Origin of the sequence: Bacillus sp. 123MFChir2 (assembly GCF_000383235.1) — a bacterium.
Taxonomy (GTDB): Bacteria; Bacillota; Bacilli; order Bacillales; family Bacillaceae_G; genus Bacillus_A.
Genome location: NZ_KB910947.1, coordinates 34845 through 61027 on the forward strand (window position 1 = coordinate 34845; position 26183 = coordinate 61027).

General features: G+C 34.6%; 15 protein-coding genes, 4 pseudogenes and 1 riboswitch. Of the genes and pseudogenes, 15 read left to right on the plus strand and 4 right to left on the minus strand.

Annotated features, from left to right (window positions below; translation table 11 throughout):
- Positions 1 to 105: 105 nt before the first annotated feature.
- From H280_RS0113515 to H280_RS0113535, 5 genes and pseudogenes are all read left to right on the plus strand, one after another.
- Positions 106 to 1770, plus strand: coding sequence for a glycoside hydrolase family 13 protein (locus H280_RS0113515; protein ID WP_020061668.1), 1665 nt, complete (start codon positions 106 to 108; stop codon positions 1768 to 1770).
- A gap of 195 nt (positions 1771 to 1965) precedes the next feature.
- Positions 1966 to 3609, plus strand: coding sequence for a PTS transporter subunit IIBC (locus H280_RS0113520; RefSeq protein WP_020061669.1), 1644 nt, complete (start codon positions 1966 to 1968; stop codon positions 3607 to 3609).
- Positions 3610 to 3612: 3 nt separating this feature from the next.
- Positions 3613 to 4404, plus strand: coding sequence for an endonuclease/exonuclease/phosphatase family protein (locus H280_RS0113525; protein WP_020061670.1), 792 nt, complete (start codon positions 3613 to 3615; stop codon positions 4402 to 4404).
- Between the two features lie 395 nt (positions 4405 to 4799).
- The gene (locus H280_RS0113530; RefSeq protein WP_020061671.1) at positions 4800 to 7442 is read left to right on the plus strand and encodes a YhgE/Pip domain-containing protein; all 2643 of its coding nucleotides are present in this window, start codon (positions 4800 to 4802) and stop codon (positions 7440 to 7442) included.
- Positions 7443 to 7552: 110 nt separating this feature from the next.
- Positions 7553 to 8020, plus strand: a pseudogene (locus H280_RS0113535) (transposase); the annotation flags it as partial.
- 44 nt (positions 8021 to 8064) lie between these two features.
- Here the strand turns inward: H280_RS0113535 and H280_RS0113540 are convergent.
- The gene (locus H280_RS0113540; RefSeq protein WP_020061673.1) at positions 8065 to 9099 is read right to left on the minus strand and encodes a YdcF family protein; all 1035 of its coding nucleotides are present in this window, start codon (positions 9097 to 9099) and stop codon (positions 8065 to 8067) included.
- A gap of 1221 nt (positions 9100 to 10320) precedes the next feature.
- Here H280_RS0113540 and H280_RS23610 point away from each other — a divergent pair.
- From H280_RS23610 to H280_RS0113570, 6 genes and pseudogenes are all read left to right on the plus strand, one after another.
- Positions 10321 to 10601 (plus strand): annotated as a pseudogene (locus H280_RS23610) (DUF4179 domain-containing protein); the annotation flags it as partial.
- A 265-nt stretch (positions 10602 to 10866) separates the two neighbouring features.
- Complete coding sequence (topB, locus tag H280_RS0113550; RefSeq protein WP_020061674.1) at positions 10867 to 13056, plus strand: DNA topoisomerase III; 2190 nt, start codon at positions 10867 to 10869, stop codon at positions 13054 to 13056.
- Between the two features lie 471 nt (positions 13057 to 13527).
- The gene (locus H280_RS0113555; protein WP_020061675.1) at positions 13528 to 14295 is read left to right on the plus strand and encodes an ABC transporter ATP-binding protein; all 768 of its coding nucleotides are present in this window, start codon (positions 13528 to 13530) and stop codon (positions 14293 to 14295) included.
- Positions 14285 to 16270, plus strand: a complete 1986-nt coding sequence (locus H280_RS0113560) for an FtsX-like permease family protein (RefSeq protein ID WP_020061676.1) — start codon at positions 14285 to 14287, stop codon at positions 16268 to 16270. The genes H280_RS0113555 and H280_RS0113560 overlap by 11 nt, the downstream gene beginning before the upstream one ends.
- 254 nt (positions 16271 to 16524) lie before the next feature.
- The gene (locus H280_RS0113565) at positions 16525 to 17196 is read left to right on the plus strand and encodes a response regulator transcription factor (RefSeq protein ID WP_020061677.1); all 672 of its coding nucleotides are present in this window, start codon (positions 16525 to 16527) and stop codon (positions 17194 to 17196) included.
- Positions 17193 to 18215, plus strand: coding sequence for a sensor histidine kinase (locus tag H280_RS0113570; protein WP_020061678.1), 1023 nt, complete (start codon positions 17193 to 17195; stop codon positions 18213 to 18215). The genes H280_RS0113565 and H280_RS0113570 overlap by 4 nt, the downstream gene beginning before the upstream one ends.
- 584 nt (positions 18216 to 18799) lie before the next feature.
- Here the strand turns inward: H280_RS0113570 and H280_RS0113575 are convergent.
- A complete protein-coding gene (locus H280_RS0113575) occupies positions 18800 to 20650 on the minus strand; it encodes an ABC transporter permease (RefSeq protein WP_020061679.1) in 1851 nt (616 codons plus the stop codon).
- A 16-nt stretch (positions 20651 to 20666) separates the two neighbouring features.
- Positions 20667 to 21428 (minus strand): ABC transporter ATP-binding protein, encoded by a 762-nt coding sequence (locus H280_RS0113580; protein ID WP_020061680.1) that lies wholly within the window; start codon positions 21426 to 21428, stop codon positions 20667 to 20669.
- A 909-nt stretch (positions 21429 to 22337) separates the two neighbouring features.
- Between H280_RS0113580 and H280_RS0113585 the strand changes: the two genes are divergently transcribed.
- The 4 genes and pseudogenes from H280_RS0113585 to H280_RS0113600 all read left to right on the plus strand — a co-directional run.
- Positions 22338 to 22691 carry a YxeA family protein gene (locus H280_RS0113585; protein ID WP_081625665.1) on the plus strand — a complete coding sequence of 118 codons (354 nt, stop codon included), beginning with the start codon at positions 22338 to 22340 and terminating at the stop codon, positions 22689 to 22691.
- A gap of 616 nt (positions 22692 to 23307) precedes the next feature.
- Positions 23308 to 23417, plus strand: a riboswitch (TPP riboswitch).
- A gap of 84 nt (positions 23418 to 23501) precedes the next feature.
- Positions 23502 to 23627, plus strand: a pseudogene (locus H280_RS25780) (hydroxyethylthiazole kinase); the annotation flags it as partial.
- 15 nt (positions 23628 to 23642) lie between these two features.
- Positions 23643 to 24296, plus strand: coding sequence for a thiamine phosphate synthase (gene thiE, locus H280_RS0113595; protein ID WP_020061683.1), 654 nt, complete (start codon positions 23643 to 23645; stop codon positions 24294 to 24296).
- 126 nt (positions 24297 to 24422) lie between these two features.
- Positions 24423 to 24596, plus strand: a pseudogene (locus H280_RS0113600) (threonine ammonia-lyase); the annotation flags it as partial.
- A gap of 60 nt (positions 24597 to 24656) precedes the next feature.
- On the opposite strand, the gene H280_RS0113605 reads toward H280_RS0113600, so the two are convergent.
- Positions 24657 to 25970, minus strand: coding sequence for an anaerobic C4-dicarboxylate transporter family protein (locus H280_RS0113605; RefSeq protein WP_020061685.1), 1314 nt, complete (start codon positions 25968 to 25970; stop codon positions 24657 to 24659).
- Positions 25971 to 26183 lie beyond the last annotated feature (213 nt).

Consider the following 26183-nt stretch of genomic DNA (forward strand, 5'->3'; position numbering starts at 1 on the left):
ATTTAGTGATAATGTAAAATTTATCGTTACAAACTCTTTATATTTTGTTATGATAGTGTTACGAAAACGTTTGCATAAACTTGTGCAAAAAGGAGAGAAGGAGTTATGAACAAAACATGGTGGAAAGAAGCCGTAGCTTATCAAATTTATCCGCGCAGTTTTATGGATTCAAATGGTGATGGTATCGGAGATTTGCAAGGAATGATCTCAAAGTTAGACTATTTAAAAGATCTGGGCATTGATGTAATTTGGATTTGTCCAATGTATAAATCGCCAAACGATGATAACGGCTATGATATTAGTGATTATCAAGATATTATGGACGAATTTGGTACGATGGCTGATTTTGATGAATTATTAGCAGAAGTACACAAACGTGATATGAAGCTAATTATTGATCTTGTTATTAATCATTCAAGTGATGAGCATCCATGGTTTATTGAATCGCGTTCTTCTAAGGATAACCCAAAGCGTGATTGGTATATATGGCACGACGGGAAAAATGGAAAAGAACCAAATAACTGGGAAAGTATTTTTAACGGATCTGCTTGGGAGTATGATGAAACAACAGACCAATATTACTTACATCTGTTCTCACGTAAGCAACCAGATTTAAACTGGGAAAACGAAGAAGTACGCCAAGTTTTATATGACACAGTGAATTGGTGGCTTGATAAAGGAATTGACGGCTTCCGTGTTGATGCGATTAGTCACATTAAGAAGGAAGACGGATTCAAGGATATGCCGAATCCGAAAGGGCTAAAGTATGTGCCTTCTTTCGATAAACATATGAATGTGAAAGGCATTCAGCCGCTGTTAGAAGAGTTAAAAGCAAACACGTTTGCTAAATACGATATTATGACTGTCGGCGAAGCAAATGGTGTGAAAATTGAAGATGCTGAGCTTTGGGTTGGAGAAGAGCAAGGGAAATTCAATATGGTATTCCAATTCGAGCATTTAAGCTTATGGGATGCAGAAAAGAAAAAAGAACTCGATATTGTAGGGCTTAAAAAAGTGTTAACGAAGTGGCAAAAAGGTTTGGAGAATAAAGGATGGAATGCGCTGTATATTGAAAACCATGATAAACCGCGTATTGTCTCTACTTGGGGCGATGATAAACAATACTGGCGCGAAAGTGCAACAGCTTTAGGGGCGATGTATTTCTTTATGCAGGGCACACCGTTCATTTATCAAGGTCAAGAAATCGGGATGACGAATGTTCAGTTCCCGCGTATCGAAGATTATGACGATGTGGCGATTAAGAACTTATATCGTCAAAAGGTTGAAGAGGGAGTACCTCATCAAGACATTATGGAGATTATTTGGGCATCTTGCCGCGACAACTCACGTACACCAATGCAGTGGAATAGTGAAGAAAATGCTGGCTTTACAACAGGTACGCCTTGGTTTGGAATGAATCCAAATTATCGAGAAATTAATGTAGACGTGCAGCAAACAGACGCAGATTCTATTTTAAATTTCTATAAAAAGATGGTTGTACTAAAAAAAGAACATGAAGTGTTTACGTATGGAACGTACGATTTACTTTTAGAAGATCACCCGCAAATTTATGCGTATACACGTACGTTACATGATGAAAAAGTTGTTGTAATTAGCAATATATCGAAGAGCGAAGCTGTATATGAAGAGACTTCATTCGAGTTAAAATGCAATCGTTTGCTTCTGAATAACTACGAAGTAGAAGCTCATAATGCAGTGACAACAATCACTTTACAACCATTTGAAACAAGGATTTATCGTGTTAAATAATAAGGGAAGATGCTTATATAGCATCTTTCCTTATATAAAAGTTAGCATTTTTTATAAAATTATTATTGCAATATGAAAACGCTTTTATTAAAATGGATTTATGAAAACGATTGCGTAAAAAAACGTTTTCACAAGGGGATAAGCAATTATTATTTATACATGAGGGACTAAGTTAGAAAAAGGAGGAACAAAAAAATGAAGAAGCTTGCATCTTTTGATTTTTGGCAAAAGTTTGGAAAAGCTTTACTAGTAGTAGTTGCGGTTATGCCGGCTGCTGGTTTAATGATTTCTATTGGTAAACTAATCGGTATGTCTGCTGGGGATGTAAATGCAGTACAAACGATTGCTAGAGTTATGGAAGATATCGGTTGGGCAATTATTGTAAACTTACATATTTTATTCGCTGTAGCAATTGGGGGATCTTGGGCGAAGGATCGTGCAGGCGGTGCGTTTGCGGCATTGTTAGCATTCATATTAACAAACCGTATTACCGGAGCAATTTTTGGTGTGAACGCTGCAATGTTAGTAGATTCAAAAGCGAAAGTATCTTCTTTATTAGCAGGAGATTTACTTGTAAAAGATTATTTTACTTCTGTTCTTGGTGCACCAGCACTTAATATGGGAGTTTTCGTAGGTATTATTTCAGGTTTCTTAGGAGCTACACTATACAATAAATATTATAACTATAATAAATTACCACAAGCATTAGCTTTCTTTAACGGAAAACGTTTCGTGCCATTTGTAGTAATCGTTGGTTCTACAATCACTGCTATTATTCTATCATTCGTATGGCCATTCATTCAAAGTGGATTAAACGAATTTGGACGCTGGATTGCAGCTTCAAAAGATAGCGCACCAGTTGTTGCGCCATTTGTATACGGAACATTAGAACGCTTATTATTACCATTTGGATTGCATCATATGTTAACGATTCCAATGAACTATACAGCGCTTGGCGGATCGTACACAATCTTAACAGGTGCTAAGGCAGGACAAGTTGTAGCGGGACAAGATCCATTATGGCTTGCATGGATTACAGACTTAAATAACTTAATTACTAAAGGTGATATGAATGCATATCATGACTTATTAAATAGCGTTGTTCCTGCACGTTTCAAAGTAGGACAAGTTATCGGTTCAACTGCATCATTAATTGGTATCGCATTTGCGATGTACCGCAACGTAGATGTAGAAAAACGTCATAAATATAAACCAATGTTCTTCTCAGCAGCATTAGCAGTATTTTTAACTGGGGTTACAGAGCCAATTGAATTTATGTTTATGTTTATTGCTCCAGTATTATATGTTGTGTATGCAATTATCACTGGTGTAGCATTCGCGTTAGCAGATATTATTAATCTACGTGTTCATGCATTTGGTTTTATTGAGTTATTAACTCGTACACCAATGATTGTAAAGGCTGGATTAACAAGAGATCTTATTAACTTCTTTGTTGTATCAGCGATCTTCTTTGGATTAAACTTTACGATCTTCAACTTCTTAATTAAAAAGTTCAACTTACCAACACCAGGACGTGCTGGTAACTACATTGAGAATGAAGATGGTACTGAAGAAGTAGCAGCAGCAAGTGTAAAAGAAGGCTCATTAGCAACAGCGGTTATCGCATTGTTAGGCGGGAAAGAAAACATTGCCGATGTAGATGCTTGTATGACGCGTTTACGTGTGACAGTAAAAGATTTAGATATTGTTGCAAAAGAAGCAGAGTGGAAGAAGAACGGAGCACTTGGATTAATTGTAAAAGATAAAGGTGTACAAGCTGTATATGGTCCAAAAGCTGACGTATTGAAATCAGATATTCAAGATATTTTAGGTATATAACAAATGAAATTATTAACATTAAATTGTCATTCGTGGCAAGAAGATGAGCAAATTGCAAAGATTCATTACTTGGCAAAAACGATTCAAGAAAATGATTATGATGTTATCGCATTGCAAGAAGTAAGTCAGTCAATTGCAGCCAGAGATGTATCTGGAAACATGAAAGAAGATAATTTTGGACGCTTATTACAAGCGGAGTTAGAGAAGCTTGGCGCGGCAAAATATGACGTTGTATGGGACTTTGCTCATATTGGATACGATGTGTATGAAGAAGGTTTAACCATTTTAACAAAGCATTCTATTAGAACGAGCGATTCATTTTTCGTATCAGATAGTACCGACACAACGTACTGGAAAACACGGAAAATTGTAAGCGTTATGGTTTCTTATTACAACCAGCCGGTGACATTTTATTCTTGTCACCTCGGCTGGTGGAACGATGAAGAAGAACCATTTCAGAAGCAAGTCGATCGTTTATTGCAGCGCGCGGAGAATAACGAATTGTCGTTCTTAATGGGTGACTTCAATAACAATGCACGTTTGCAAAATGAGGGCTATGACTATCTTATGCAAAAAGGCTTATATGACACATATCAATTAGCAGAACGAAAAGACGAAGGAACAACTGTGCAAGGAAAGATTGCTGGCTGGGATGAGAATGAGCAGAATTTACGTATCGATCTTATTTTAAGCAATCAGCCTGTACAAGTTACTTCTTCCAAAGTGATTTTTAATGGGATAAACCGTGAAGTAATATCTGATCATTTTGGTGTTGAAGTTCAAATTAACATGTAATGAAAAAGGCAACCACCGTGCAAAATACGGATTGGTTGTCTTTTTTATTACATTCGATATATAATCTTAAGAACTGAACGTAAAACCAAAACGGTCATTTTGTTTGTATGTTTCATTAAAGTTATCATATAATGATGTGTACAGTTTTTTAGGAACGTATACGGTTCATCAACGTAACATAGGATTGATTTTTTGAAAATGTATCATTTTTAGTACACGGAACGGAAAGCGTCCACTCAGAGTGGAGTGCACATCTATATATCTTTCCTGTCTTTTGGTGATGAACTAACATATACACCGTTTCAGTTAAAGTTTTCTAAAAATAATGTTATAATGGCGAAATGTATGTATGAATTTGGGAAAAAGAAAAAACATATGATTAGGTGATTAATAATATGAAACAAATATGGCGTATATATACGACAGACATAAGGAATGTAGCAAGGCACTGGGCTGCAATTGTAATCATCATAGGGCTTACGATTTTACCATCGCTCTATGCGTGGTTTAATATTGAAGCCTCGTGGGACCCTTATGGGAGTACGAAAGATGTTCCCATTGCAATAACTAATGAAGACAAAGGTGCAAATCTACGAGGGAAAGACATTAATATAGGGAAAGAAGTTGTGGATTCCCTAAAAAAAGATAAAAACCTCGGTTGGAAATTCGTTAATGAGAAGGAAGCGATACATGGCGTGAAGCATGGTGATTATTACGCAAGTATTACCATTCCTAAAGACTTCTCAGAAAAAATTGCAACGGTATTGGATGAGAATCCGCAAAAACCAGAAATTCAATATTATGTGAACGAAAAGGTAAATGCCATTGCACCAAAAATCACTTCAAAAGGTGCGTCTGGTATTGTTGAAGAAATAGGCAAAAGCTTTGTTAAAACAGCAAATGGTGAGATTTTTCAAATCTTTAATGAGCTTGGAATTGACTTAGAAACAAACTTACCAAGTATTGAAAAGATAAAGGATCTTGTTTTCAAATTAGAAGCACAAATTCCAGAAATCAATAAAGTGGTGGATACAGCATTAACAGATGCTGATAAAGCACAAGGTCTTGTAACGACAGCACAAGATACGTTACCAAAGGTTGAAAGTATTATTCAAGATGGTCAGCAGATGTCGAAAGGTTTAGATTCGTTCTTTGCAGCAAATGATCAAGCGTTGGATGAGGCACCAGCGGCGATTAAGAGAGATTTAACGTATGCGAAAAAGGCTGCCGATGATGCGGCGCAGATTACGGATTTTATAAAAGATCCATTGAAAAATGTAGATAAGGAAATGATTAAAGGGCAGATAAAATCCTTGCAAAGTACAGCAAATGGAGTAAAAGACGCTTCGCAAAAGATTTCTGGTTATACAGATAAGGCGAAAGAGTATTTAAATACAGCTGATGCAAAAGCTGAAAAATTCAAACCACTTGTTGAATACATTGAGCAAAAGTCTGCAATGGGAATTGAAGATACTAATTTACTCAAGAAACTTGTTCAAGATTCTAACATATCTGAAAAAGATACTCTTGTAAGTGAAATAGAAGTTCTTAATAAAAAGCTTAATGAAATCAACAAAAATGCAAAATTGGCAATAGAAGCAGCAAACGATTTGAATAAGAATAAGCCGGCTATTGAAGGTTTATTAAATCAAATCGATAGTTTAGCAAAAGATGTTGAAAAAGGCTCAAATAATTTTATTAATGGTACAAATGATTTAATAAATAAAGTTGATAATGGTATAGGTGGTAATGTAAATCTAGAACCGGCAAAACAAGGATTATACGACGTTCAATCTCAGCTTCAAAAGGGAATTAATATAATAGACGGAATTATTCCTGTATTAAATAGCGCAGATAAGCTTGCTGGTGATGCAGGTAAAACAACAAACATTCCTGAGACTGTAGCGAAATTAAATGATGCAAAAGGAGACATGCAAAAGATAATTAATAAAATAAATAAGGCTCTTGATGTCATTAATAGCGGGAAGATACCATCAAAAGATGATATAGATGGTATAAATGCAGCTGCTAAAGATGCATCCAACACATTAGGTGATATCTTAGCACGCTACGATTCTGAAATTGTCCCAAGTTTCAACGATGCAATTGCGAAAACGAAAAGAATGAACAAAAACGCAGCGGATGTTTTAAATACAGCCAATCAAAGTCTACCTGATGTAAAAAAATTGCTAGAGGATGCATCAAAAGGATTAGCGCTTGGCAAAGAGGACGTAGCTAAAGTAAAAGCAGAACTTCCAGAAGCTGAGAAGAAAATTAAAGAAATTGCGAATAAAATTCGCGAGTTTGAATCACAAGAAGATTTAAAGGACATCATTCGTTTGCTAAAGCATGATGTCGAAAAACAAAGTGATTATTTTGCAAATCCAGTAAATCTAAAAGAGAATAAATTGTTCCCAATTCCAAACTACGGTTCAGCAATGTCGCCGTTCTACACAGTGTTAGCATTATGGGTAGGGGCACTACTCATGGTGTCATTATTAACAGTAGAAGTACATGAGGAAGACGCGGAATATAAAAGTTATCAAATTTACTTCGGACGTTTCTTAACATTCTTAACGGTCGGTCTTGCTCAGGCATTTATCGTAGCAGTGGGAGATATATTCTTACTGGGCACTTATGTAGTTGATAAATTTTGGTTTGTCCTATTTAGCATGTTCATTGCTGGAGTGTTCGTTTGTATTGTATACTCACTTGTTTCTGTATTTGGAAACATCGGTAAATCCATGGCAATCGTGTTACTTGTATTACAAGTTGCCGGTTCAGGTGGAACATTCCCAATTCAAATGACGCCGAAGTTCTTCCAAGCAATTTATCCATTCCTGCCGTTCACGTATGCAATTCGTATTATTCGTGAGACAGTGGGCGGTATGATGTGGGGGATTGTGTGGAAAGATCTTCTCGTACTTTGCGTATGGGTTGGTGTGATGCTTGTTATTGCGTTAGCTCTGAAAAAGCCAATTAATAAGTCGAGTGAAAAGTTTGTAGAAAACGCAAAAGGAAGTAAGTTGATTCATTAATAAACAAAGGTTCCTGCCGATTGGTGGGGCACTGAAAAAGTCCTCATAGTTTAAAAAACTTTCGCTTTTTTCATATATAATGGTTGTACTAATTCTAGGTGGTGTCTCGGATGATTTCAAAACAACAATCTCTTAACCTTAGCCCATTCATGGCGATTTACGATATCGTCATACCAAAAGATAATATGCTCCGTCAATTTAATGAAATGGTTGATTTTTCTTTTGTTTTAGAAGAATTGAAGGATAAATATTGTCTCGATAACGGTCGTAATGCAGTGCCGCCCGTTCGTATGTTCAAATATTTATTGCTAAAATCCATTTTTGATTTATCAGATATAGATGTTGTTGAACGCTCAAAATATGACATGTCTTTTAAATATTTCTTAGATATGGCACCAGAAGATATGGTGATCGATCCTAGTTCATTAACGAAGTTTTATAAGCTTCGTTTAAAGGATGTAGAGTTACTTGACATGCTCATCCAAAAAACAGTGGAAATTGCACTAGAAAAGAACTTGATGCAAAGTAAATCTATTATTGTTGACGCTACGCATACAAAAGCACGTTTCAATCAAAAAGCGCGAGAAGCATACCATTGCTTCTTGCGCTTTTCTTGTGTGTGTTAAAAAAACAGATAATAAATCGCTGTAAGGAGTAGGGGGAATCCTAAGGTAGCTGCTACGACCTTAGTATGCAGTTTACGCCCCATGACAACAATTGCAATATACTCTCGAATCATCGCGTTTGGCCAATAATAAAAAGCTGTTTCTGAACCGATTCCATGGCTGTTAAGTCCAGCTTTTTTTGCATATAATCCAGCGCGGAAAAGATGGAAATTATTCGTTGTAAAGATACTTTCGTATTTGCCTTCTTTTCGTGAATCCATAATTTGTTTTGAAAATAACATATTTTGATACGTGTTAACAGAACGATCTTCTTTTATCGTATGTTCGATAGGAATCCCTTTTTCAACGGCGTATGTTTGCATAGCCTCAGCCTCGGAAATGTTTTCGTCAGGTCCTTGTCCACCAGAGAAAATGATTATAGGCGGAAAAGAAACAGCCGCTTGTTTCCAATAGAAATCAATTGCCTTATTAATTCTGCTTGCTAAAAGTGGTGGCACTTTATCGTTAATTAATCCGCTACCAAGGACGATAATGAAATCTTGATTAGGTTTTGGTCTGTTGAATTGATACAGAAAATAAGCTGTTAAGAAGTTCGACAAATGGAAAAGGAAATATACTATAATGAAAAACACTCCGAACGGAATTATTCCGAAATCACGGGTTAAAAGTTGAGTTGGCTCAAATAATAAGAATACTATTATACTGAATAAAATACTTAGTCCAGCTAGTAGCACTAAACAATTTGAAAAACGTAGCCTTTCTCTTCTCATTAAAATTCTTGCATTCAGAAATAGCCCAATCATTAAAGCAAATATACCAAAGGTTAACATAAAGCCAATAATGAGAAGAGGGATAACGGCAATGTATTGAAATTTTATATTACTAGAGCTAAAACCCAAATAAACAAACAGGATAAGGAATGAGCAAAAGAACAGATTAAATAAAAATCCGATTAGTAAACTTCTTGGATCTCTTAAATAAAAGAATAAAAAAATAATAAGTAAAATAAAGGTGATGATTTCTAAAAACATAACTTTTATGAATACCTCAACTTTCTAATAAATTCTTTCAAATTATATGTAACTACTTGAGAAGGTTGTTCTTTCCTACCCAAACCTTCCCAACGTTGTTTAGTTGCGTTTGTTTTTGTCTTGATATTTGGCGAACTCCCTCGCTTCTTTAAGGTCTCACCATATTATTTTGGGAATTTCGTACATTATCAAGACCTAAATTAAAAAAATCCCAATAGATAAAGGTCAATATATAATTTTATAGGGTCCCGCCACATGTCCATCAACTTAAGAAAAGCAAATTCCCAAAAGCGAGAAAATTGATATCCCCAGGTAAAAATGTACAAACTTTTTTGTTTTGAGGACGTTATAAAATTATTAAATTGATGGATATAGGTTGTTAACTTAAAACATCATAATTTCAATAGTCTAAAGACACCAGCCTTCCATTCATATAATAAATGGAAGGCTGTTAAAGTTATTTAATTTTAATCTTTTTTACATCTGAAAAAACATAATCTAAATAGATTGTTTCTTTAATGAAATTTACATCTATTTTCCTTAATGTTAAAAAAAACGATATTACCCTACTGTAAGTCCCAATAAAAATAAGGGGGATTTAATAAAGTTTTCTCACCTAAGTAACTTTCGTACATTATTCCTAATAGTGCTAATATCAAATCTTACGTTAAGTATTAGCGGACATAAACTACTGATTTTTAGAGATTATCATATATCTTTCAATTGAGAGATGCATTTTCCCTACATTAACATTACAATTTTGTTAGAGAGTAAAAAAATCGTATGTACAATCATTCAAATATAACTATTTCTTCACTTTATAAACAGTCATTCTGTCACCAATCAAAATACGTACAGATTCTAAATTCGGATGGTTTGCTACTGTTTCGCTGCATTTCTTCATAAGTTCTGTATAGCATTTTCATCAGCTACACTACTATCCCTAATGATTAAAGTACCTTGAAGTGGAATATACCGATACATTAGATGTAGATCCAAGTGCGAATGTTGGGAAAGTTACACGTCTTTCATATCGTCTTTTGAGATACTTTAAAATAACAAACGGCTCAATATATTTCACTTAGATTACAAAAATGTTAGGTAAATGTTAGGTAAACCAATGGCAGCTACTCCAGAAAAGGCGTAAATTAGGAACAATCAAACAAGTGTAGGAGGACAACGATGAGCAAGCCAGTTGTAGACGTAAAAAACGTTCAAAATATGGATGGGGAGCTTTCTTATGATACAAGAAAAGAATTCACAAAACATGTAGATACATGTAAAGTATGTCAAGATTTATTACTAGAAATTAGTAAATTAAATCAATGGGAAAACGTTATGTTAGAGGAAGAAACAGCACATTCACTCAAAGAAATCAAAATTGATGTAGATCAAGCGTGGAAAACATTTGAAAGTCGCACAAAACTAGAAAATGTTTATTATATAAATCAAAAACTGAACAGAAGAAGGAATTGTTTACAAATATGAGTAAACAATTAAAATGAATTTATATGAAGTGAAACTTCTGTCAGTGGAGGTTTTTCTTTTTCCACACTGATGGAAGTTTCGTTTTATCTTGTGTCGAATCGCCGATATATTTTAAAAAACGGTTGATATAGGAGTGGACATGAAAAAAGGAGTTGGTAAGCCAACTCCTTTAATCAAACTTCACCCCTTTTAATGCTTCCGCGAACGCATTATTTGGAGGTTCTTCTTGAAAACTATGGTATATTAAACGGTATATAGTTAGTAAAGGAGTTCGAATAAATGGCAAAAAGTGTAGTAATTGCTGAGAAACCATCAGTTGCACGTGATATAGCAAAAGTATTAAAGTGTACAAAAAAAGGTAATGGATTTTTAGAAGGTGACAAATACATCGTGACTTGGGCTCTTGGGCATTTAGTGACGCTCGCAGATCCTGAGGCTTATGATAATAAGTATAAAACATGGAATCTTGAAGATCTTCCAATGCTTCCAGAACGTATGAAATTAGTTGTTATAAAACAAACGGGAAAACAGTTTAATGCTGTGAAACATCAACTTACCCGAAATGATGTTAATGAGGTGATTGTGGCTACAGATGCTGGAAGAGAGGGAGAATTAGTTGCACGTTGGATAATTGAAAAAGCAAAGGTGAATAAACCAATTAAGCGTTTATGGATTTCCTCTGTAACAGACAAAGCAATTAAAGATGGTTTTAATAATTTAAAGCCAGGTAAAGCTTATGACAATTTGTATGCTTCAGCAGTTGCGCGTTCAGAAGCTGATTGGTATATCGGTCTTAACGCAACTCGAGCTTTAACAACTCGCTTTAATGCACAGCTCAATTGCGGCCGTGTACAAACACCAACTGTAGCTATTATCGCTGGTCGTGAAGATGAAATAAAGAATTTTAAAGCTCAAACTTACTACGGTATCGAAGCTCAAACAACGAATCAGTTAAAACTAACTTGGCAAGATGCAAACGGTAATAGCCGTAGTTTTAATAAAGAGAAAATTGATGGAATTGTAAAGAATCTAGATAAACAAAATGCTACTGTTGTCGAAATTGATAAAAAACAGAAGAAGTCATTCTCTCCTGGTCTTTACGATTTAACTGAATTACAGCGTGATGCAAATAAAAAATTTGGTTACTCTGCGAAAGAAACATTAAACATTATGCAGAAGTTATATGAACAACATAAAGTGTTAACATATCCTCGTACAGATTCGCGTTACATTTCATCTGATATTGTTGGAACACTTCAGGAGCGTCTGAAAGCATGCGGCGTGGGAGAATATCGCTCTTTAGCACATAAAGTTTTAAATAAACCGATAAAGTCTAATAAATCATTTGTGGATGATAGCAAAGTAAGTGATCATCACGCGATTATTCCAACAGAAGGCTATGTTAACTTCTCAGCTTTCACCGATAAAGAACGTAAAATTTATGACTTAGTTGTAAAACGTTTCTTAGCCGTTTTATTCCCAGCATTTGAATATGAACAGCTAACATTACGTACAAAAGTTGATAATGAAACGTTCATTGCACGCGGGAAAACAATTTTACATGCTGGTTGGAAAGAAGTGTACGAAAACCGCTTTGAAGACGATGATGTAACTGATGACGTAAAAGAGCAAATTTTACCTCGCATTGAAAAAGGCGATACATTGAATATAAAACTAATCATGCAAACATCAGGTCAAACAAAGCCACCTGCACGATTTAATGAAGCGACTTTACTTTCAGCAATGGAAAATCCTACAAAATATATGGAGACACAAAATAAACAACTTGCTGATACGTTAAAATCGACTGGTGGATTAGGTACTGTAGCGACACGTGCAGATATTATCGATAAACTCTTCAATTCATTCTTAATTGAAAAGCGTGGAAAAGATATTCACATTACGTCAAAAGGTCGTCAATTACTCGATCTAGTACCAGAAGAATTAAAATCTCCTACACTAACTGGTGAATGGGAGCAAAAACTTGAAGCGATCGCAAAGGGGAAATTAAAAAAAGAAGTATTCATTGCAGAAATGAAAAGCTATACGAAAGAAATTGTTGCTGAAATTAAATCGAGCGATAAAAAGTATAAACACGACAACATTTCAACAAAAACTTGTCCAGATTGCGGCAAACCGATGCTAGAAGTAAACGGGAAAAAAGGAAAAATGCTCGTATGCCAAGACCGCGAATGCGGACATCGTAAAAATGTGTCTCGTACAACAAATGCCCGTTGCCCGCAATGTAAGAAAAAACTAGAACTACGCGGTGAAGGTGCAGGGCAAATCTTCGCATGTAAATGTGGTTATCGCGAGAAACTTTCTACATTCCAAGAACGTCGTAAGAAAGAATCCGGAAATAAAGCTGATAAGCGCGATGTTCAAAAATATATGCGTCAACAGAAAAAAGAAGAAGAACCATTGAATAACGCATTAGCAGAAGCATTAAAGAAATTAAAATTTGATTAAATTAATAAAAAAGAATTGCTATCTAAAGTTGTGGTCTGTGTAGCAATGGGGCTAAATCACGCAATAAGCATTAGCGGACATGAAAAATAGTAATGACGAACCTAGATTAGCATCCATCTGATTTGTATTTTAATATACCAATATATTAAGTGGTTAAGTAATATAAAAGGTATGAAGAGAGTTTCTATTCTTTTCATACCTTTTTTATATAAATCCACTTTAATTTTTCGACATATAGATTGCTGCTATGCAGAGAAAAAGGCCCTGACTGATTCTATGCATGGCCAGTTGCTCTCGCCCACCGAAAAAGAAAAGGGTTTTTATGTTAGTTTTTCAATTTGCATCTATATAACAAAAATGTAATGTTAATGACATGTAATTAAACCGATACTATGAATGTAATTATATACAATAAATTACAGAAATGAACGGGAGTTAAAGCATTTTTATAATGAAAAGGGAGAAGTATAAATGCGAAATATATTAAGTGTAGAAAAAATTGAAAAATATTATGGTAATAAAGGTAATGTAACAAAGGCTATAGATAATATTAGTTTTAAGGTAGATGAGGGAGAATTTGTTGGGATAATGGGGCCTTCAGGAAGTGGCAAAACCACATTGCTTAACTGTATATCAACTATTGATAATGTTACTACGGGAAAAATAATAATAAATAATAGTGACATTACTAGGTTGAAATCAAAGTCACTAGATAAGTTTAGACAAAATGAATTAGGGTTTATATTTCAGGACTTTAATTTATTAGATACTCTTACCACCTATGAAAATATTGCTTTAGCGTTAACGATAAAAGGTGAGGAAAGTTCAAAAATTGATGGCAAAATAAAATCAGTGGCGAAATATTTAGATATTGAACAAGTATTAAGCAAATACCCTTATCAAATGTCAGGTGGACAAAAACAAAGGGTTGCTTCGGCAAGAGCTATCGTAACAGATCCATCTTTAGTACTTGCAGATGAACCAACAGGAGCGTTAGATTCTAAATCAGCTAGATTATTACTTGAAAGATTTGAAAGTCTAAATAAGGATTTAAAAGCTACAATACTTATGGTTACTCATGATGCATTTACAGCAAGCTATGCTCGTAGAATTCTTTTTATTAAAGATGGGAAAATATTTAGCGAGTTGGTAAGAGGGAATGATTCCAGAAAAGAATTCTTTACTAAAATTATCGAAGTTATAACCCTTCTCGGAGGTGACGATAATAATGTATTCTAAGGTTGCTGCCCATAATGTAAAGAAAAGTTTTAAGGATTATGCGATATATTTCTTAACACTAACAATGGCTGTTTGTATATTTTATAGCTTTAATTCATTAGAATCACAAAAGGCACTTATGGAAGTTGAGGCTTCAGGTAGATCGTTTGTGCCTACTTTAATGAGAGCTATCTCAATTGTGTCCGTATTTGTATCCGTAATATTAGGCAGTTTAATCTTGTATGCAAATAATTTTTTAATCAAAAAACGTAAAAAAGAATTAGGACTATACATGACTTTAGGTATGGGGAAAAGTACCATATCCAGAATGTTGGTAACAGAGACATTTCTAGTTGGCGTTATATCTTTAGTGAGTGGACTTATACTAGGTATTGGAGTATCACAGGGGTTGTCTACATTTGCATTAAAGCTATTTGATTTGCCTATGAATAAATATAAATTTGCAATTTCAACAGGTGCTATAGGTAAAACAGTATTATACTTTGGAATCATGTTTGTACTTGTTATGTTATTCAATGTATATGTTGTTTCTAAATACAAAATAATTGATTTGTTGACAGCGGGTAGAAAAAACGAAGAGATAAAATTAAAAAATCCTGTTATATATTTAATAACATTTATTTTATGCGTAGTATCACTTGGATTTGCATATGGTACTGTACTAAAGATTGGATTAGATTTTGGAAATCCTATGCTCATTGTAGCAATCATTCTTGGAATATTAGGTACATTGTTGTTTTTCTTCAGCTTATCTGGATTTATTTTATTTGTTGTAAAGAAAAATAAACAAGTTTATTTTAAAGGGTTAAATATATTTATATTAAAGCAAATGAGTAGTAAAGTGAATACAAACTTTATATCAATGGCTGTAATCTGTTTGATGTTATTCATTACAATGGTGGTTTTATCTACAGGAATAAGCTTTAAAAGAAATATGGAGGCAAGAACTATAGAATCAACACCATTTGATGCTAGTATAATGTTGGTAAATAAAGATGAAAATTACAACATAGAAGACATGTTAAAGACATTAAATTTTAAAATAAGTAATAATGAAAAATATGTATCTTATAATCAATATCAAACAGGGATGAAAGTGGATGACTTTGTACCAGAAGTACCTAAAGAGTATAAGAATAGCGATGTGGATTTCATTAAAGTATCTGATTATAATGAAATTTTAGCATTTAAAGGTGAAAAAGAAATTCATTTAAAAGATAATGAAGTTTTACTTTTATCTAACAGGTTGGATAATCCGATAAATGAAAAGTTAAAAAATAGTAATAAAATAAATATAAAAGGAAAAGAGTATGTAGTAAAAAATTCTAAAGCTATACAAGAAAACCTTCAAACTATGGGGAATTTAACTTCTACATTCATAATCGTTATCAATGATGAGTTTTTATCAGGATATAAAATTTTTACATCCGTAATTAATGTAAATTATTTAGATGGAAATAGAGAAGAATATAATAAAAAATATGATCAAGTTGAAGCGGACTTTAATCAATATAATAAAGATAAACATATAAATATTGGATTTGTATATGGCGTATCAAAGGATAGTGTTTTTGAAAAAAGCAATGGAATTTCTACCATCATACTATTTATTGGGATGTATGTAGGTATTGTATTTTTAATAACGAGTATGGCTGTATTAGCTCTTCAACAATTATCAGAAGCCAGTGATAGTATAGAGAGATATAAATCTTTAAAGAGAATTGGGTCAAGCAGAAAAATGATTGACAAAACAATTTTCATTCAGACTTTAGTCTACTTTAGCCTTCCAGTTATTCTTGCTTTAATTCATTCAGTAACTGGAATTTATGTAGTCAATAATTTTATAAATTTGTATCAAAATGCAGATATTAGTTTTTCAGCGTTCATGACTGCGTTAATCTTTATTGTAATTTATGCAGGATATTTCTACACAACATATATCGGGTATAAAAATATTGTAAAAGGTAATACTTGATTTTATAATGATGATTAAGGCTATTAAATCTTGTTACTCAAGATTTAATAGCCTTATATTCTATATAAATCCAAATTTTAAAAACGACATAAAACCATTTTTTTTAGGTGGGCGAGAGCATCTGGCCATGCATAGAAACGGCCTGCCACATATAAGATAAAACAAAGGGAGAAAGTAAGTGCAGGCTCTTCCGTATAGCCGCAATCTATATGTCGAAAGATTAAAATGGATTCATATATAGGGAGGGCAAAGTCATGAAAAAAATTATTCTTATTGAAGATGAGGAAATTATAAGAGAAGAATTACAAAATTTTTTTGAAAAATATGGATATGAAGTAAAGGCTCCCATAGATTTTAATCATATTATCGAATATGTAGAAAACGAGAATGCAGACCTTATATTATTAGATGTAAATCTTCCTGTGTTCGATGGCTATTATATATGCAGAGAAATACGTAAAACTTCAGATGTTCCAATCATAATGGTTACAAGCAGAGATAGTGATGTAGATGAACTAATAAGTATGAATTTAGGAGCAGATGATTTTATAACAAAGCCTTATAATACAGAAATATTATTAGCGAGAGTAACAAACATTTTAAGAAGAGCATCTGGAGGTTCAAAGACAAATAATATCTTAATTTATAGAGATTTTAATTTAAATCTTTCAAATGCAACGGTTACTTATCAAGACAAATCATTAGAGTTAACTAAAAATGAGGTTAAAATACTCTCATGTTTAATAAATAACCGCGGTAATATTGTAAAAAGGGATGCCCTTATGGAATACTTGTGGAAGTCAGATTATTTTGTAGATGATAGCACCTTAACTGTTAATATAAATAGATTAAGAAAAAAGCTTGAAGAGATAGGAATAGAAAATCCAATAGAAACAAGGAGAGGATTAGGGTATATAATGCCATGAGCACAGGTGAATTTATTAAGGATAAAATGGTAGTAATACTATCTAATGTACTGGTATTTATCATACTAGCAGGTATATTGATGACTGCAAATGTTGATTTCATTATCATATTCTTTGTCTTTTGCATTTGGTTTTTTCCATTAATTTCATATATGGCTATAGAACTTATAAAATGTAAAAATTATTACAATCAAGCTAATGGTATATTAGAAAGCTTGGATAAAAAATACCTATTTCCAGAGGTAGTAGAGGAAACAAACTTTATACATGGTGAAAAGCTGAATTCTATACTTAAAGAAATCAGTAGGGATATGCATGAAAATGTGAAAAATTATCGGGAAATGCAAACAGATTACAGAGAATATATAGAGACATGGGTGCATGAGATTAAGACACCAATAGCTTCTACAAAGCTAATAATTGAAAATAATCAAAATGAAGTAACTACTAAAATAGACTCTCAAATGGATCGAATCGAGGGGTTTGTAGAACAGGTGCTGTATTATTCTCGGAGTAGTGATGTTAGTAAAGACTATATTATAAAGCCAATCAACCTTGATCATGTAGTAAGGAATGTAATTAAAAGAAACTATAGGGATTTTATTCATAAGAGAATAAAATTAGATATGAAAGATATTGATGAAACTGTATATAGTGATGGAAAATGGATTGAATTTATTATCAATCAAATAATAGGAAATTCTATAAAGTACTCAAATAATAAAGAACCAATGATACGTATATATTCAATTAAGAAAGCTAACTCAGTAATATTAACTATAGAGGATAATGGAGTAGGGATAATAGATAAAGATATAAGTAGAGTTTTTGAAAAAGGATTTACCGGAGAGAATGGAAGGAAATTCAGCAAAAGTACAGGAATGGGATTGTACTTATGTGAAAAACTTTGCACAAAATTGGGATTGAAAATTAGTATTGAATCCGAGGTAAATAAAGGAACGAACGTTACATTAATATTTCCTTTGTCAAGTATGGTAACTCTTGAGTCTTCTTTATGACAGAGATGCTGTGTAACTACTCAATCACTCTATGAAGAACCGATAGAAAAGCATTTTTTTAAGTGGCCCTGAGGGACTGGCTATGTATAGTAGCGGTCAGGGCCTTTTCCTGCCACGCGCAAAGTTTTAAAACAAAGAAAGGAAGCAAGGTGTAGGTCCATTTTTATCCCGCATTAACGAGCAGTAAGACCCCACCTCAGAGAAGCGAAGAAGATAGGTGGGGGTCAACTGCCCGTAAAAGCCCGATTGGTTCAACTAACCATCAGTGAGAAAATCTTCACTGATGGAAGTTTCACTTTATCTTCATGGCAGCAATTATAGGTAAGCGTATTTTCGCTGGAATTATACCCCTTACCAAACTTCTAAATGAAATGTATGGCTGAGTAGTTACAATGCTGCTATCTTTCCACATATTTCGGATGAAACCTATAAACAAAAGAAGAAATTGATAAAGTCTAGCCGTGGTCAACAGATTTACCGTCTAGATGCAGAGTTCCGAAAAAAAGTGAAATAAACAAAAAATAACTCCAAAATCAACTTTTATTGTATGTTTTGGAGTTACTTTACGTTTAATTTTCTAATTCTTAGTCCTCTTTCGGAAGAACAATACCTTTATACAATTGAACTGTAATGAAGTAGTAAATTGTGTAAATGACTACGAAAATTACAATTGGAAGCCAAATACGGAAGTACGGATCGACTAGGAAGAGCGAGAAGATTTTCATACCAACTAGTACATGTACAATCCCGACAATCGCTGGGAATAAGAATACTAAGAATAATTCTTTATAAATTGATTTTGTTAATAATTCACGGCGTACACCGATTTTACGAAGCATTTGATAACGCGTAATATCGCTTGATGCACCAGATAGAATTTTAAACATTAAACAGCTTGCCATCATGGCTAAGAAAGCAATCCCTAAGAAGAAGCCCATAAATACTGTCCCACTCGAAAAACCGTAAATTTCAGTATACATCGCGTATTTACTTATTTCAGAACTATGCACATTTTTATATTTAATTAACTGCAACTCGTCAAGTTTTTTCCATTCTTTTGTGTATGTTAAGAAATCATCTGTTTTTCCAATGAATACAGTGCCCTCTGTACCTTTCAAGCCATCATACATTTTTTGATCGACAATTTTAATTGTTCGATCAGGATGAACATAATATGGCTCCAGCGTTTTGAAAGCATCCTCCCACTCTTTTGGAATTACATGATCAGACTTTTCTTGGCTGAAACTTGAAATAGCGCCTACTGGTAGTTCTTCAGAAGCTCTTTTCACCTTAGCAAGGTCCTTTATTCCCTTCGCATTTTTAATATCTTTTACGAAAGGACGATTTTTTTCTAGATCTTCTTTTACATAATAAACGTATTTATCATCTGTCTTATAGCGGTATTCGCTTTTCTCTTTAAATGTAATACCATCTAAGATTTTCTTTTCTTCAGCTGTCGGGTTATGAATCGTAGCATCATAAATCGCAAAAAGATCTACACTTACCTTAGCGTTATTTTTAAACGCCATACCAGCTGAAATTGCTCCCGCTCCAAGCGCAACTAACATTGCTACTGTCGCTAGTACTTTTGTTAAGCTGTTAATACGGAAGTTTAACTGCGCAAATGTAAAAGCATTCAGTCCTTTTTCAGTACGATTTTTATTACTTTTCAGCTTTTTAATACTAAGAGGTAGGAACGTTCCAAATATCATGTAAGTTCCGGACGTTACAGTAAATAACGCAATAAAAATCCCAGCTTCCTTTAACTTATCCATGTAAATCATGGAAGCATAGCCAATTGCTAATAAAATAATCCCCAATATTGCAAAGATAACAGTCTTAGCACCTTTTACAGAAACACGATCTGTGTTTGAGTCTGCATGTACAAGTTGCAGAACTGTAATACGTGATAATTTGATACTATTCATAATTGCTGAGAATACAAATAGTACAAAGAAGAAGATGCAAGTAACAGTCATTGACGGAACATAAAACGCTTGATAACCGCTTCCAGTAAACTCAAGCTGCTTCATAAGTAATTGCCCAACTCCTTGTGCAAGACCTACTCCTACTGCAATCCCGATTACTAGAGATGCTACTCCAATAATGATTGTTTCCATGAACATAAGCAACGTAATCTTCTGTTTTTTTGCTCCTAGCATCATATACATACCGAATTCTTTTTGACGAAGCGATAATAAGAATGAGTTTGCATATAGAATATAGAAGAATGTAATAATTGCTAATAAGATTGAACCAGCTTGGAATACTAATCCAATTGAACTAATAGTAGCGTTTGCCTTAAGAAAGGCTTTGTTTAACGCTAACGTTTGGAACATATAAAAAATTGAAATGGACATAACAAGACCAACAAGTAAGACGATATAGTCCTTCAGCTTACTTTTTAGTCCTGACATAGAAAGCTTAACTAACATGACTGAACCTCCTTTCTTATGCTTTTTGTGTACCTAAGTCTGCGAGTACATCTAAAATCTCTTTATAGAACGCTTCACGCGTACCAGTGCGGTGAATTTCTTTATATAACTCTCCGTCTTGAATAAATAGAATACGTCGGCAGTAACTTGCACTATATGGATCATGTGTAACCATCATAATAGATACGCCTTGTTCTTCATTTAAGTTTGTCATCGCATCTAAAAGACTTGCTGCGTTTTTAGAATCAAGCGCTCCTGTTGGCTCGTCCCCTAAAATGATAGCTGGTTCATGCACAAGTGCACGTGCTGCTGCTGAACGTTGTTTTTGTCCACCAGATACTTCAGATGGATACTTTTGAAGTATCTCTGAGATTCCTAACATTCCTGCTACTTTTTCTACTTTCGGGCCAATCTTTTTTGAAGAAACACCTTGTAGTGAAAGTGGCAAAGCAATATTTTCGTAAATTGATAGATTCTCAAGTAAATTAAAATCTTGGAAGATGAAACCTAATTTTTGAGAACGGAAATCTGAAAGTTCCCCTTGTTTCATCTTTGTGATATCGATACCAGCGATTTCAACAACACCGCCTGTTGCTTTATCTAATGTTGAAATTACATTTAGTAACGTTGTTTTCCCTGAACCAGATGGTCCCATAATTCCAACGAATTCTCCCTCTTGAATCGAGAATGACACTCCTTTTAACGCATGTGACTGGCTTTCGCCTTTTTTACCGTACACTTTTTGAACGTTTTTTACGTCTACAACTGGATTGTTCATCGTTGTCCTCCTACGCTTTTTTTTACTGTTCCTAATTTACGCCTTTTCTGGAGTATCTGCCATTGGTTTGCCTAACATTTACCTAACATTTTTGTAATCTAAGTGAAACATATTGAGCCGTTTGTTATTTTAAAGTATCTCAAAGGACGATATGAAAGACGTGTAACTTTTCCAACATTCACACTTGGATCTACATCTAATGTACCGGTATATTCCACTTCATCCACATTACAACCTGTGCCAATTTTTATATGTTTTTTTAAAAAAAATCCCTGAAATGGGGAATTAGCTTAATCTATTAGAAATGAATACATCATATTAAAAAGTAGACTTTTTGACATGGCTATAAATCTAAAATTTTTTATTTCAAAAGTACGACTTATGATTATCTGAAATGCTTCAATTAAAATGTATATAAATCCAATTTATTTGTTTTACATATAGATTGCTACTATGAAAAAAAGGAACCTGCACTTGTTTGCTCTTTTTGGTTTTCGCTGCGCATGTGGCAGAAATAGGACCTGACCGTTACTATGCGTGGCCAGTTGCTCTCGCTCACCGAAAAAGAAAAGGGTTTTTATGTTAGTTTTTCAATTTGCATCTATATATATGTTTTGACACGCTCATTGTTAAAAGAAGTTAAAACCCTTTATTTATAAGAAGTTTCTTAATAATTGGCTTCTTATTCCCAAATTTCGAGGGGGTGAGCAAAGATACTTTATTTAGAATCTGTACGTATTTTGATTGGTGACGGAATGACGGTTTCTAAAGCGAAGAAATAATCATATTTGAATGATTGTACATACGATTTTTTTACTATCTAACAAAAATGTAATGCTCATGTAATGTTTTTAACTGTCTTCTTTGTGAGGAAAGACTTAAGATAACAACATAACAAAAACACATGAGGTGAAGGAATTGAAAAAATATATCGCACTTTTGAGTATTTTAGTCGTATTTGCAATCGTATTAGTAAATTTTGATTTTAATCGTTTCGGTAAAGATGAATATTATGTTCAAATTACAACGGATGGAATTGAAAAAACTTATGACGGCAACACATCAAAATACTTTGAGTATAAGTTAACTGGATTTGATAAAGACGGTAAAGAAAAAGAATTAAAATTTGATGCTCAAAAAAAACTTCGTAAAGAAGCATTCCTACGCGTCTACTACTCTGATAAAAAAGGTGTATCAGCTTGGGAAGAATTGAAGAAGAACGAGCTTCCTGCGAAAGTGAAAGAAAAACTAGCTGCGAAATAATAGAAATAAAAAGGATTTGGCCTTAAAGGTCAAATCCTTTTCTGTTGTGTGCCCAGCATGCGCTTTCTCCCTTTGTTGTAAACATCGTCCGTGGCAGAAAAAGGCCCTGACCGGCTCCTATGCACGGCCAGTTGCTCTCGCCCACCCAAAAAGCATGGTTTTATGTCAGTACATTCAATATATTCATTTTAAATTTCCAGCATATAAGTCGCGGCTATGCCAAATACAACATGTCCTGCACTTATTTCCTCCTTTTGTTGTAAACATCGCCCGTGGCAGAAAAAGGCCCTGACCGCTATACAAGGCTAGTCGCTTTTGCCCACTTAAAAAGAATAGTTTTATGTCTGTTTTTAAAATTTGTAAATATATAAATCCATTTTAAATTTCTGGCCTCTAAGTCGCGGCTATGCCAAATACAACATGCCCTGCACTTATTTCCTCCTTTTGTTGTAAACATCGCCCGTGGCAGAAAAAGGCCTTGCCCGGCTCCTATGCACGGCCAGTTGCTCTCGCCCACCTGAAAAAGAGCTTTTTTTATTTTTTTCAGTTTGTATTTACCTCTTTTTTTTAACTTGTTATTTCCATAGAATCAGCGTAGACTCTGAAGTAGATGAATAAGAAAACACATGGGAGTTTGTGGATGCAAACTGAGAGTACGGCTAATCCGTCGTTGACCATTTGAACCTGTTGGGTAATGCCAGCGTAGGGAGAGTGTAAAAAGCACATTATGAAGACACTTTGCATGCGCAAAAGTGTCTTTTTTGCTATATCTCCCGTTATAAAAAAGGAGAGATACATATGAAAATGAAAGAAATTGCGGCAAGTAAAACGGCTGAACAAGGGCCGGGAAGTTTCCAAGTTGAATTTCTGAATCAGTTATCGAATGTTACTGCAGAAGACGTTGAACAGTATGGGAATGTTGAAGAAGTTCGTTAAGAAGGGGTGAGAGAAATGGCACGCATCGATAAACAACACATGTCTGAATTACTAAAAGTATATTTTATTATGGGCAGCAACAATTGCCGTAAAGACCCATTACAAGTTATGAAAGAAGCACTGGATGGCGGAGTTACACTTTTTCAGTATCGTGAAAAAGGTGACGGAGCATTAACGGGAGAAGGCCGATATACATTTGCAAAACAGCTGCAATCTTTATGCAAAGAATATAATGTTCCATTTATCGTAAATGATGATGTGGAATTCGCACTAGCGTTAGATGCCGATGGTGTTCATGTTGGGCAAGATGATGAAAATATTGAGATCGTACGTGAAAAGATGGGTGATAAAATCATTGGTGTATCCGCTCATACAATAGAAGAAGCTCGTTTTGCGATTGAAAAAGGTGCGGATTATTTAGGGGTAGGACCAATTTTTCAAACAAACACGAAAAAAGATGCAAAAGCAGTACAAGGAACGGTAGGATTGCGTGTTTTCCGTGAAAGTGGTATTGAAATTCCGATTGTCGGTATTGGTGGTATTACAAACTACAATGCTGCTTCTGTTGTGGAAGCTGGGGCAGATGGTGTTTCAGTGATTTCAGCGATAAGTTTAGCGGATTCTCCTTATGAGAGTACGAAAAAATTAGCGGAGTTAGTAAACAAATAATGAGTTGATAGATGAAAAGACCGATTTCTCATATGCAGAAATCGGTCTTTTTTTGTATAAAACAAATTGCGCCGTTTGAAACTAAAGTGTATGAATATACTGCTTCGGAGGCGACAACATGATTCGATTATCACCGATTTAGAAGCAAATGTTCTTCACATTCATTTAGAGAGAATTGGAACGAAAGTATTTCCAGGTTACGCTCATTATCTTTCTCTTGAGACGAAAGATAATGAGCATATTGCCCAAGTGCTAACGGGAATGCGGGAGAAAGGATATAGTATTGAAATCATTGAATAAATATTTAAACAAACGTTTGATTAAAAAAGCTAGCCCTTGTAAAGGCTAGCTCTTTCTGAATTAAAACATCAGTGAAACAAGAAGCATTCCAATTCCAATTGAGGTAATTGTTGCAACAAGACCCGGAATCATAAAGCTATGATTTAATACATATTTACCAATACGCGTTGTACCTGTACGGTCAAAGTTAATTGCCGCAACGATTGTTCCGTAGTTTGGAATAAAGAAATATCCGTTTACAGCTGGGAACATTGCAATCAATAGTGCCGGTGGAATGCCAAGTGTTAATCCAAGTGGTATTAACGCACGTACTGTTGCAGCTTGGCTATATAACAAGATTGATAGTACGAATAGTGCAATTGCAAATAACCACGGTGCACTCGTTACGAGATCTTGAATAGAACCTTGAATGATTTGTAAGTTACCGTTAAAGAATGTATCTCCCATCCAGGCGATACCGAAAATCGCAACAACCGCTGTTGCTCCTGCTTTAAAGACGTTACCAGACACGATGCTTTCTACATTTGGTTTGCAAAAAATCACAATAAGTGCAGCGATTGTTAGCATTACCATTTCAATAGTGTTTGGCATCGAAAGACGTACAAGCTTTCCGTCTATCATCCAGCCAGGACGTAACGCTTCAAAAGATCCAAGAAGAACAACGAGAACTGTCGCAAGTAAAAAGAGGATAACAGACAGTTTTGCACCTTTTGGGATAATGAATTCTTTCTTTTCTTCTAGTTTCGGAATCACACCTTCTTGTAAGCGCTTTAAATATTCTTCATCTTCGTTTAGCTCTTTTCCCATTTTGCTCGCGACGAAAGCAGCTAACATGCATGCGATAAAGGTAGATGGGATACTAATTTTTAAAATATCTAATAGTGTAATATTATAGTTAGCAAGCATAGCGAGAAGTGCCACGGTTGCTGCTGAAATTGGACTTGCCGTAATCGCTTGCTGCGATGCAATAACAGCAATTGACAGTGGGCGCTCTGGTCGAATTCCTGATTCACGCGATACTTCAGCAATGACAGGAAGAACGGAATAGGCAACGTGTCCTGTTCCTGCGCAAAACGTAAATAAATAAGTAACGATTGGAGCAAAGAACGTAATCCACTTCGGATTTTTGCGGAGCGCTTTTTCTGCAATATGAACAAGATAGTCCATTCCCCCAGCAGCTTGCAACGCTCCAGCGGCTGTAATCACTGCTAAAATCATAAGCATAACATCAATCGGGGGAGAGGTTGGTTGTAAGTGGAAGAAGAAGACAAATATCGCCATCCCAACGCCTCCCATGACGCCAAGGCCAACTCCTCCAAGGCGTGCACCGATGAAAATGCAGAGTAGTAAGATGATAAACTGTAGCCAGAACATAGTATAGCACCTCCGAGATCATAATCGATTGTTATCGTCGAATAACTTTATTTGTTTCATGTTTCGAAAGTTGAATAATATATACAAGTTAAGAACCCGATATAAAGTGAAACTTTAATCAGTGGGGGTTTTCTTCATCCCCCACTGATTATTAGCCCTCACCAATCGGGCTTTTACGGACAGTTTATCTCCCACCTAACTTCTTAAGAAAAG